At 66.9% G+C, this 10,708-nt stretch carries 9 protein-coding genes and 1 tRNA gene; 8 read left to right on the forward strand and 2 right to left on the reverse strand.

Annotated features, from left to right (window positions below):
• Positions 1–349: 349 nt before the first annotated feature.
• The 5 genes from ACGFNH_RS00865 (at position 350) to ACGFNH_RS00885 (ending at position 6,076) form a co-directional block, all read left to right on the forward strand.
• Positions 350–1,582, forward strand: a complete 1,233-nt coding sequence (locus tag ACGFNH_RS00865) for a branched-chain amino acid ABC transporter substrate-binding protein (protein WP_393650818.1) — start codon at positions 350–352, stop codon at positions 1,580–1,582.
• Between the two features lie 102 nt (positions 1,583–1,684).
• The gene (locus ACGFNH_RS00870) at positions 1,685–2,617 is read left to right on the forward strand and encodes a branched-chain amino acid ABC transporter permease (protein WP_393650819.1); all 933 of its coding nucleotides are present in this window, start codon (positions 1,685–1,687) and stop codon (positions 2,615–2,617) included.
• Positions 2,618–2,622: 5 nt separating this feature from the next.
• Positions 2,623–4,362 (forward strand): branched-chain amino acid ABC transporter permease, encoded by a 1,740-nt coding sequence (locus ACGFNH_RS00875; RefSeq protein ID WP_393650820.1) that lies wholly within the window; start codon positions 2,623–2,625, stop codon positions 4,360–4,362.
• A 5-nt stretch (positions 4,363–4,367) separates the two neighbouring features.
• Positions 4,368–5,363 carry an ABC transporter ATP-binding protein gene (locus tag ACGFNH_RS00880; protein WP_393650821.1) on the forward strand — a complete coding sequence of 332 codons (996 nt, stop codon included), beginning with the start codon at positions 4,368–4,370 and terminating at the stop codon, positions 5,361–5,363.
• Positions 5,360–6,076: an ABC transporter ATP-binding protein gene (locus ACGFNH_RS00885; RefSeq protein ID WP_393650822.1), complete on the forward strand. Its 717-nt coding sequence runs from the start codon at positions 5,360–5,362 to the stop codon at positions 6,074–6,076. Before ACGFNH_RS00880 ends, ACGFNH_RS00885 begins: the two co-directional genes overlap by 4 nt.
• Before the next feature lie 223 nt (positions 6,077–6,299).
• On the opposite strand, the gene ACGFNH_RS00890 is transcribed toward ACGFNH_RS00885, so the two are convergent.
• Positions 6,300–6,944, reverse strand: coding sequence for an ANTAR domain-containing response regulator (locus ACGFNH_RS00890; protein ID WP_393650823.1), 645 nt, complete (start codon positions 6,942–6,944; stop codon positions 6,300–6,302).
• 97 nt (positions 6,945–7,041) lie between these two features.
• On the opposite strand from ACGFNH_RS00890, the gene ACGFNH_RS00895 reads away from it, so the two are divergent.
• Positions 7,042–7,116: transfer RNA gene (locus tag ACGFNH_RS00895), tRNA-Leu, on the forward strand.
• Between the two features lie 109 nt (positions 7,117–7,225).
• The gene (locus ACGFNH_RS00900; protein WP_393650824.1) at positions 7,226–7,996 is read left to right on the forward strand and encodes a transcriptional regulator; all 771 of its coding nucleotides are present in this window, start codon (positions 7,226–7,228) and stop codon (positions 7,994–7,996) included.
• A gap of 29 nt (positions 7,997–8,025) precedes the next feature.
• Here the strand turns inward: ACGFNH_RS00900 and pyk are convergent, their stop codons facing one another.
• Positions 8,026–9,459 (reverse strand): pyruvate kinase, encoded by a 1,434-nt coding sequence (gene pyk, locus ACGFNH_RS00905; protein ID WP_393650825.1) that lies wholly within the window; start codon positions 9,457–9,459, stop codon positions 8,026–8,028.
• Positions 9,460–9,704: 245 nt separating this feature from the next.
• Here pyk and ACGFNH_RS00910 point away from each other — a divergent pair, with 245 nt between their 5' ends.
• Positions 9,705–10,670, forward strand: coding sequence for an ABC transporter substrate-binding protein (locus ACGFNH_RS00910; RefSeq protein WP_393650826.1), 966 nt, complete (start codon positions 9,705–9,707; stop codon positions 10,668–10,670).
• Positions 10,671–10,708: the final 38 nt, after the last annotated feature.

Raw genomic sequence — 10,708 nt, forward strand, 5'->3', positions numbered from 1 at the left:
GCACCTCCGTTCGCCGCATTCCGACCGATGTGACCCGCGACACCCAGGACTGCTTAGCGGAACTGCAGCTTCTCCCCATACGGACCTGATGCCTTGTCCATATTTGCCCAATATGAATGGTTATTGAGGCTACACCGATAGCCGGACACGGTGTTCGGCATAACAAGACAGTCACATCATGGCCAGGCCCTCTGCCCCTGACAGCCGCCCGCGCTTAGAGTCACCGCCAGTCACGGCGCAGCCGGATGCACACAGCACTTTCACAGTTCGGCACATATAGACCCCCGGACTCGTCCGGCACGCGATCGGCACCTCAGCAGAGGAGCCGCGCCAGGGAGAGGACACACCAGTGAGACACCGTTCCTTGCTCATACTCACCACCGCGATCACGGCAGGGGCCCTCACCCTCAGCGCGTGCGGATCGCGCGACGACAGCAGCGACGGCGGCGGCGACAGCGGCGGGACCACCGTGGTGATCGGTGTCGACGCCCCGCTGACCGGCTCGCTCTCCGCGCTCGGCCAGGGCATCAAGAACTCGGCCGACCTCGCCGCCAAGACCGCGAACAAGAACAAGGAGGTCGACGGGGTCACCTTCAAGGTCGAGGCCCTCGACGACCAGGCGGTGCCCGCCTCCGGCCAGCAGAACGCCACCAAGCTCACCGGCAACGACGACGTCCTCGGCGTCGTCGGCCCGCTGAACTCCGGCGTCGCCCAGTCCATGCAGGGCGTCTTCGCCAAGGCCGACCTCGCCCAGGTCTCCCCCGCCAACACCAACCCGGCGCTCAGCCAGGGCGACAACTGGGCCAAGGGCGACCTCAAGCGCCCCTTCGAGACCTACTTCCGCACGGCCACCACGGACGTCATCCAGGGCCGCTTCGCCGCGCAGTACTACTACAAGGACGCGAAGAAGAAGAAGGTCTTCGTCATCGACGACAAGCAGACCTACGGCGCGGGCCTCGCGTCGATCTTCGCCAAGGAGTTCAAGCGGCTCGGCGGAAAGGTCGTCGGCACCGACCACCTGACCGTCAAGGAGACCGACTTCTCCAGCATCGCCGACAAGGTCAAGAACTCCGGCGCCGACTCCGTCTACTTCGGCGGCCAGTACCCCGAGGGCGGCCTGCTCTCCGACCAGGTCAAGGGCGCCGGCGCCGAAATCCCGCTCATGGGCGGCGACGGCATCTACGACCCCGAGTTCATCAAGGCCTCCGGCACCAAGAACGACGGCGACCTCGCCACCTCCGTCGGCTACCCCGTCGAGGAGCTCGACTCCGCCAAGAACTTCATCAAGGACTACGAGGCGGGCGGCTACAAGGACCCGTACGCGGCCTACGGCGGCTACTCCTACGACGCGGCCTGGTCGATCATCCAGGCCGTGAAGAAGGTCGTCGAGGACAACGACGGCAAGCTCCCCGAGGACTCGCGCGCCAAGGTCACCGAGGCCCTCAAGGGCGTCTCCTTCGACGGCGTCACCGGCAAGGTCGCCTTCGACGAGTACGGCGACACCACCAACAAGCAGCTCACCGTCTACTCGGTCAAGGGCAACGCCTGGGAAGCCGTCAAGAGCGAGACCTTCAAGGACTGACCTCGCCCCGCCCGACCCCGTCCACCTGAATCACACCGCGCGAGGGCGCACACAGCGCCCTCGCGCGGACTCACATCCGACACGCTCATCGGAGGCCCTGCGGTGCACGAACTGCCGCAACAGCTGGCCAACGGCCTGGCCCTCGGTACCCTCTACGGCTTGATCGCCATCGGGTACACCATGGTCTACGGCATCGTCCAGCTCATCAACTTCGCCCACGGCGAGATCTTCATGATCGGGGGCTTCGGCGCCCTCACCATCTACATCCTGCTCCCCAGCGGAACCAGCCTGTTGATGGCACTGCCCCTCATGCTCGTCGGCGGCGCACTCGCCTCGATAGCCGTGGCGGTGGCGGCTGAACGCTTCGCCTACCGCCCGCTCCGCGGCGCGCCACGACTCGCCCCCCTGATCACCGCCATCGGCCTGTCCATCGCGCTCCAGCAGCTCATCTGGGCGTTCTACCCGGACGCCAAGAAGGCCCGCCCCTTCCCCCAGTTCGAAGGCAAGTCGTTCGAGCTCTTCGGCAACCTGCACATCCAGCGCGGCGACGCCTTCCTCTTCATCGCCGCCCCCCTGTGCATGCTCGCCCTCGGCATCTTCGTCTCCAAGAGCCGCACCGGCCGCGCCATGCAGGCCACCGCTCAGGACCCCGACACCGCCAAGCTCATGGGCATCAACACCGACCGCATCATCGTCATGGCCTTCGCCATCGGCGCGGTCTTCGCCGCCGTCGCGGCCGTCGCCCACGGACTCCGCTTCGGCCAGGTCCAGTTCGAAATGGGCTTCATCGCCGGCCTCAAGGCCTTCACCGCAGCCGTCCTCGGCGGCATCGGCAACATCTACGGCGCCATGCTCGGCGGAGTCGTCCTCGGCCTCGCCGAAGCCATGTCCATCCACTACATCCAGGACATCCCCGGGATGGAACAGCTCGGCGGCGGCGCCTGGGCGAACGTGTGGGCATTTGTTCTTCTCATCCTCGTGCTCCTCGTGCGGCCACAAGGCCTGCTCGGAGAGCGCGTGGCGGATCGGGCGTGAGGCCGATGAGCACCGAAACCACCACCAAGACCACCACCGTTCCCACCGGCGACGACTCCCCGCGCACCAGGAACCTCCGCGTCCTCACCGCCGCCGGCGGCGTCGTCACCGCGGCCAGCACGTTCCTCGCCTGGGCCTACAGCCCCGACTTCCCCGGCAACCTGACCGTCTACGGCTACCCCGGCGGCCTCCAGGTCCTCACCCTCGTCGCGGGCCTCCTCGTCGCCCTCTTCGCGATGGCTGCACTCGGCGTCCGCGGCCTGCGCTGGCTCGTACCCTCCGGCAGCACCAAGGCCCTGCGGCTGCTCGCCCTCGGCGGGCTCACCACCACCGGGTTCACCGCCATCGCCATCTCCGTCGAACTCGGCGGCCTGATCAACCTCGAACCCGGCGGCTGGATCGCCGCCCTCGCCTCGGCCGCCCCCGTCGTCACGGCCTTCCTGCTGCCCGACGACACCCGGATCGCGCCCCCCGCCAAGGAACTCCCCTCCTGGGCCGAGCTCCTCGTCGTCGTCGCCGCCTTCGGCCTCGCGCTGTTCGTCTTCACCTACGGCATCGACACCGAGTACGCCGAACTGTTCACCGGCTACCTCTTCACCGCCGGATTCGCCGCGACCGCCCTGTTCAAGGCCGGGATCATCGCCCGCCTCAGCCAGATCACGGCGAAGAACCGATCCATCACCCTCATCGCCGCATTCGTCGCCGCGGCGCTCTTCCCCATCACACAGACGAACGACCAGTACACCCTGGTCGCCGTCAACATCCTCGTCTTCGCCACCGTCGCACTCGGCCTGAACGTCGTCGTCGGACTCGCCGGACTCCTCGACCTCGGATACGTCGCCTTCCTCGGCGTCGGCGCCTACACCGCCGCCATCGTCTCCGGATCGACCGCCTCCGTCCTCGACATCCAGTTCCCGTTCTGGGCCGCGGTCCTCGCCGGCGCCCTCGCGTCCCTGATCTTCGGCGTCGTCATCGGCGCACCGACCCTGCGGCTGCGCGGCGACTACCTCGCCATCGTCACCCTCGGCTTCGGAGAGATCTTCCGCATCGCCATGGGCAACCTCGACGGCGACTCCGGCCCGCGGATCACCAACGGACCCAACGGCATTCCCAACATCCCCGACCTCACCATCCTCGGGTTCGACTTCGGCGAGGACCACGTCCTCTTCGGTCAGGAAATCGGCGGCTTCGCCAACTACTACTTCCTGATGCTGCTGGTCACCGCCCTCGTCGTCCTCGTCTTCAGCCGGGCAGGCAACTCCCGCATCGGACGCGCCTGGGTCGCCATCCGCGAGGACGAGACCGCCGCCACCGCCATGGGCATCAACGGCTTCAAGGTCAAGCTCATCGCCTTCGCCCTCGGCGCCACCCTCGCCGGCGTCGCCGGCACCGTACAGGCCCACGTCCAGTACACCGTCGTACCCGAGCAGTACGTCTTCGCAGGCCCCGTACCGCCCAGCTCCGCCTTCCTCCTGGCGGCCGTCATCCTCGGCGGCATGGGCACCATCACCGGCCCCCTGCTCGGCGCCTCGCTCCTCTACCTCATCCCCGCGAAGCTGCAATTCCTCTCCGACTACCAGCTCCTCTTCTTCGGCATCGCGCTCATCCTCCTGATGCGCTTCCGCCCCGAGGGCCTGATCGCCGACCGCAGGAAGCAGCTCGAGTTCCACGAGACCGGACAGCTCGACGTGCCAGAACAACGCCTCCCCCCAGGAGCCGTCGGCGTCACGAAGGCGGAGGCGTGAGAGACATGACCACCACGACCACCACCGGCACCGACCCGGTCAAGACCGCCGTACCCGTACTCAGCGCCAGCGGCGTCACCATGCGCTTCGGCGGCCTCACCGCCGTACGCTCCGTGGACCTCGAAGTCAGGACCGGCGAGATCGTCGGCCTGATCGGCCCCAACGGCGCCGGCAAGACCACGTTCTTCAACTGCCTCACCGGGCTCTACGTCCCCACCGAAGGCACCGTCAGATACAAGAACAAGGTCCTGCCGCCCAAGCCCCACCTCGTCACCCAGGCCGGCATCGCACGCACCTTCCAGAACATCCGGCTCTTCGCCAACATGACCGTGATGGAAAACGTCCTCGTCGGCCGCCACACCCGCACCAAAGAAGGCCTCTGGTCCGCCCTCCTGCGCGGCCCCGGCTTCAAGAAAGCGGAAAAGGCCTCCGAGGAACGAGCCATGGAACTCCTGGAGTTCACCGGCCTCGCCGCCAAGAAGGACCACCTCGCCCGCAACCTCCCCTACGGCGAACAGCGCAAGCTCGAAATCGCCCGCGCCCTCGCCAGCGACCCCGGCCTGCTCCTCCTCGACGAGCCGACCGCGGGCATGAACCCCCAGGAGACCCGGGCCACCGAGGAACTGGTCTTCGCCGTCCGCGACCAGGGCACCGCCGTCCTCGTCATCGAGCACGACATGCGCTTCATCTTCAACCTCTGCGACCGGGTCGCCGTACTCGTCCAGGGCCAGAAGCTCGTCGAAGGCACCTCCGAAGTCGTCCAGGGCGACGAACGCGTCATCGCCGCCTACCTCGGCACACCCTTCGAGGGCGCACCGGGAGACGAGGAACTCGCCGAGGTCGAGGCCGCCGAAGCCGCCGCGGGAACCGACCAACCGGCCACGCCGGCGGCACCCCATGACGGCAACGCCACCGACACCGACACCGCCACCGCCACCGCAGAGGACGCCGACGAGGCCGCCGCTCCCCGCACGAACATCAGCAAGGAGGGCGACCAGTGACCGCTCTGCTCGAAGTCGAGGACCTGCGGGTCGCCTACGGCAAGATCGAAGCCGTCAAAGGCATCTCGTTCAGCGTGGAGGCCGGCCAAGTCGTCACCCTCATCGGGACCAACGGCGCAGGCAAGACCACCACGCTGCGCACCCTCTCCGGGCTCCTCAAGCCACTGAGCGGCGCGGTCCGCTTCGACGGCAAACCGCTCAACGGCACACCCGCACACAAGATCGTCGCGCTGGGCCTCGCCCACTCCCCCGAGGGTCGGCACATCTTCCCCCGGCTGTCGATCGCGGAGAACCTCCAGCTCGGAGCCTTCCTGCGGAAGGACACCGAGGGCATACGCGCCGACCAGCAGAAGGCGTACGAGCTCTTCCCCATCCTCGGCGAGCGTCGCAACCAGGCAGCGGGCACGCTGTCCGGCGGCGAGCAGCAGATGCTGGCGATGGGCAGAGCGCTCATGTCCCGCCCCAAGCTGCTCATGCTCGACGAGCCCTCGATGGGCCTGTCACCGATCATGATGCAGAAGATCATGGCGACCATCACCGAACTGAGGTCCCAGGGCACCACGATCCTTCTCGTCGAGCAGAACGCCCAAGCGGCGCTGTCCCTGGCCGACCAGGGCCATGTGATGGAGATCGGCAAGATCGTGCTGTCGGGTACGGGACAGGACCTGCTGCACGACGAGTCGGTCCGCAAGGCGTACCTGGGCGAGGACTGACGCCCACCGGCGCGCCTGGACGGGCGCCGTACGCGAAGGGGCCCGCACCGATCTCGTCCGGTGCGGGCCCCTTCGCGTACCGGGTGGGCGCCCCTCGTCTACGGGTGGGCATCCCTCGCGTACGGACGGCTCGTGTACGGGCGGCTCGTGTACGGGCGGCGCCGCTCCCGTACGGGAATGCACCGCTCCCGCACGGCAGTCCACCGCCCCGTACGGGGATCCGCTACCCCTTCTGCTTCTTCTCCTCCGCGTCCTCGATCACGGCTTCCGCCACCTGCTGCATCGACAGCCGGCGGTCCATCGAGGTCTTCTGGATCCACCGGAACGCGGCGGGCTCGGTCAGGCCGTACTGCGTCTGCAGAATGCTCTTGGCCCGGTCCACCAGCTTGCGCGTCTCCAGCCGCTGCGAGAGGTCGGCGACCTCCTGCTCAAGGGCCTTCAGCTCGGTGAAGCGGGAGACCGCCATCTCGATGGCGGGCACGACGTCGCTCTTGCTGAACGGCTTCACCAGATACGCCATCGCACCGGCGTCCCGCGCGCGCTCCACGAGCTCGCGCTGCGAGAAGGCGGTCAGCATCAGGACGGGCGCGATGCGCTCCTCGGCGATCTTCTCGGCGGCGGAGATACCGTCGAGGATCGGCATCTTCACATCGAGGATCACCAGGTCCGGATCGTGTTCACGGGCGAGGTCGACGGCCGTCTGACCGTCTCCGGCCTCGCCGACGACGGTGTAGCCCTCCTCCTCGAGCATCTCCTTGAGATCGAGTCGGATGAGAGCCTCGTCCTCGGCGATGACGACACGGGTGGTCAGCGGCGGGACGTGCGACGGCGCGTCATCGAAGGGCTGCTCGGGCTCGGCGGCGCTCACGGGACTCCTCGTTCCAGGGCAGGTAGTGCCCCATGAGCCTACCTAGCTCCTGTAAGGTTGGAACACGAAGGGCGGCCTCCGACCTTCGATTCATCTGGCCCCGGTAGCCCAATTGGCATGAGGCAATGGATTCAAAACCCATACAGTGTCGGTTCGAGTCCGACCCGGGGCACTTTTCCTTCATTTCCAAGGTCACAGCATAATCGCTGGACTTCACCGTTTCGTGGGAACCGTCCTTCGAACCTCGGTGCGGGTTCTTTCATCCCGCCAGGCTCACCGGCATGTACGACCTCGAAACACGCAAGCGCGTCCTCGCCCTCGTTCACCACGGCCGCAGTCTCAACTCCGTGAGCAAGCAGACCGGCATATCGAGATCTGCGATCCGCGGGTGGCAGGCCAGGATCGAACCGCTCTCCCCCACAACGGAATGCGTCAGATGCCTCGCGCATCCGAAGCCTCCCGCAGAGGCCGAGGCGTACGTCTACCTCCTCGGCCTCTATCTCGGCGACGGGTGCATCAGCCCGCAGCCCCGCGGTGGTTACGCCCTGCGCATCGCCTGCGCCGATGCTTGGCCCGGCCTCATCGAGGCATGCCGTGATGCCATCCAGCGCGTTCATCCGGCGCATCGCGTGCACGTCGTGCAGAACCAGGGCTGCGTCACCGTGACGCACTTCAGCAGGCATTGGCCCTGCCTCTTTCCTCAGCACGGCCCCGGCAAGAAACACCACCGGCGCATCGAACTCGCCCCATGGCAGAGCGAACTCGTCGATGACCATCCATGGGAATTCATTCGCGGGTTGATTCATTCCGACGGATGCCGAATCACCAACTGGGCGACCCGGACCGTGGCGGGCGAGAAAAGGCGCTACGAATATCCCCGGTACTTCTTCACCAACAAATCCGACGACATCCGGCGGCTCTGCACCGACGCCCTCGACCGGGTCGGCGTCGAGTGGAGAGTCACCCGGCGCGGCCCGGATCCGTACAACATCTCCGTCGCCAAGCGGGCGTCCGTCGCGCTCATGGACGCGCATGTCGGGCCGAAGTACTGAGACCGCACTGTGCCGTGCGCTGCCGTGCGCTACTTCTGGTAGTCGTCCTCGCCGATGTGGTGGACGCGTACCAGGTTCGTCATGCCGGGGACGCCGGGTGGGGAGCCGGCCGTGATCACGACGACGTCGCCCTGCCGGCAGCGGCCGATCTTCAGCAGGTGTTCGTCGACCTGCTGGATCATTTCGTCCGTCGAGTCGACGCTCGGGCCGATGAAGGTCTCCACGCCCCAGGTGAGGTTGAGCTGGGAGCGGGTCGCGTGCTCGGGGGTGAAGGCGAGTACCGGGATCGGGGAGCGGTAGCGGGACAGGCGGCGGACGGTGTCGCCGGACTGGGTGAAGGCGACGAGGAACTTCGCGCCGAGGAAGTCGCCCATCTCGGCGGCCGCGCGGGCCACCGCGCCTGCCTGGGTGCGGGGTTTGTTGCGTTCGGTCAGGGGCGGGAGGCCCTTGGCGAGCATGTCCTCCTCGGCAGCGGCGACGATGCGGCCCATCGTCCGGACGGTTTCGACCGGGTACTTGCCGACGCTGGTCTCGCCGGAGAGCATCACCGCGTCCGTGCCGTCCATCACGGCGTTGGCGACGTCGGAGGCCTCGGCGCGGGTGGGGCGGGAGGCGTCGATCATCGAGTCGAGCATCTGTGTGGCGACGATGACCGGCTTGGCGTTGCGCTTGGCGAGCTTGATGGCGCGTTTCTGGACCATCGGTACGGATTCGAGGGGCATTTCGACGCCGAGGTCGCCGCGGGCGACCATGATGCCGTCGAAGGCGTCGACGATGCTGTCGAGGTGGTCGACGGCCTGCGGCTTCTCGATCTTCGCGAGGACGGGGAGGCGGCGGCCTTCCTCGTCCATGATGCGGTGGACTTCCTCGATGTCGCGGCCGCTGCGGACGAAGGAGAGGGCGATGATGTCCGCACCGGTGCGCAGGGCCCAGCGGAGGTCTTCGACGTCCTTGTCGGAGAGGGCGGGGACGGAGACGGCGACGCCGGGGAGGTTGAGGCCCTTGTGGTCGGAGACCATGCCGCCTTCGACGACGGTGGTGTGGACGTGGGGGCCGTCGACGGCGGTGACTTCGAGGGTGACGCGGCCGTCGTCGATGAGGATGCGTTCGCCGCGAGTGACGTCGGTGGCGAGTCCTTTGTAGGTGGTGCCGCAGATCCGGCGGTCGCCTTCTGTCTCTTCGACGGTGATGGTGAAGTCGTCGCCGTGTTCAAGGAGTACGGGGCCTTCGGTGAATCGGCCGAGGCGGATCTTCGGGCCTTGAAGGTCTGCGAGGACCCCGACGTTGTGGCCGGTCTCTTCGGAGGCCTGGCGCACATGGCGGTAGCGCTCTTCGTGGTCGGCGTAGGTGCCGTGGCTGAGGTTGAAGCGGGCCACGTCCATTCCGGCCTCGACGAGTGCCTTGATCTGGCCGTACGAGTCCGAGGCGGGTCCCAAGGTGCAAACGATCTTTGCTCGGCGCATGGGTCGAGCCTATGCCGTACCGACGGGTAAAGATGGGGTCCTGCGGGGCGACTCAACGAGCTTTGCGTGAAGGGGTATTGACAAGCGTTGAAACGTGCAAGGGCACGCTCCGATGAGCGGGCGGCAGGAAGGAGGGAGCCCGTGACGCGATCGAGACTTGTCAGCCAACTCCCATAAGGTTAGGTTTACCTAAGTTCTGAGCCCGGAATGGATTCCGGGCTCTCTTGTACGAAAGGCCTCCTTTCATGTCCGGAACCCTCAATCGTCGCGCCGCAGCCGTGGCGCTCGTCTCCGCGCTCGCCGTCACCGCAACCGCGTGCGGTTCCTCGGACGACGACGCCAAGCAGTCCTCCTCCGGAGGTGGCAAGCACGCGGTGTCGACGGCCATGGGCAAGGTTGAGGTGCCCGACAGCCCCAAGCGCGTCGTGGTACTCGACACCGACGCCCTGGACTCGGCGGTCACCCTCGGCGTCAAGCCGGTGGGCGCGGTGACCGTCGTGGCCGGCGCGCCGCTGTCCACGTATCTGCCCCAGGAGAAGATCAAGGGCATCAAGGAGGTCGGTCTCATCGGTGAGCCGAACCTCGAGGCCATCAACGCACTGAAGCCGGACCTGATTCTGAGCAGCAAGGTCCGTGACGAGAAGAGCTACAAGGAGTTGTCGCAGATCGCGCCGACGGTCTTCTCGGAGACCACGGGCCCGAACTGGCGGGAGAACTTCGAGCTGCACGCCGACGCCCTGGGGAAGAAGGCCGAGGCCGAGAAGGTCGCCTCCGCCTACGAGACCAAGATCGCCGGGCTGACGAAGGCCCTGGGCGGGCCGGAGAAGGCGGGGCAGGTCAAGGTCGGCTTCGTCCGTTTCGTCGAAGGCGCGGACACCCGGCTCTACTTCAACGACACGTTCGTCGGCTCGATCTTCAAGGACTTGAAGGTCGGCCGTCCGGCCAACCAGGACAAGACCGGGTTCTCCCTGGACGTCAGCCCGGAGAAGATCGACGAGGCGGACGCGGACGTCATCTTCTACTCCACCTACGGTGACCCGAAGAAGGCCAAGGAGACGTCCATCACGGGCGGTCCGCTCTGGAAGAACCTCGGGGCCGTGAAGAGCAAGAAGGCGTTCAAGGTCGACGACAACCTCTGGATGCTCGGCATCGGCTACACCGGCGCCACCAAGGTGCTGGACGCGATGGAGAAGAACTACGCGGCCGAGTGAGGCCCGGCTCGGCCGAATGAGGCCCGGCTGCTCCTTCG

This window comes from Streptomyces sp. NPDC048639 (assembly GCF_043199075.1).
Classification (GTDB): Bacteria; Actinomycetota; Actinomycetes; order Streptomycetales; family Streptomycetaceae; genus Streptomyces.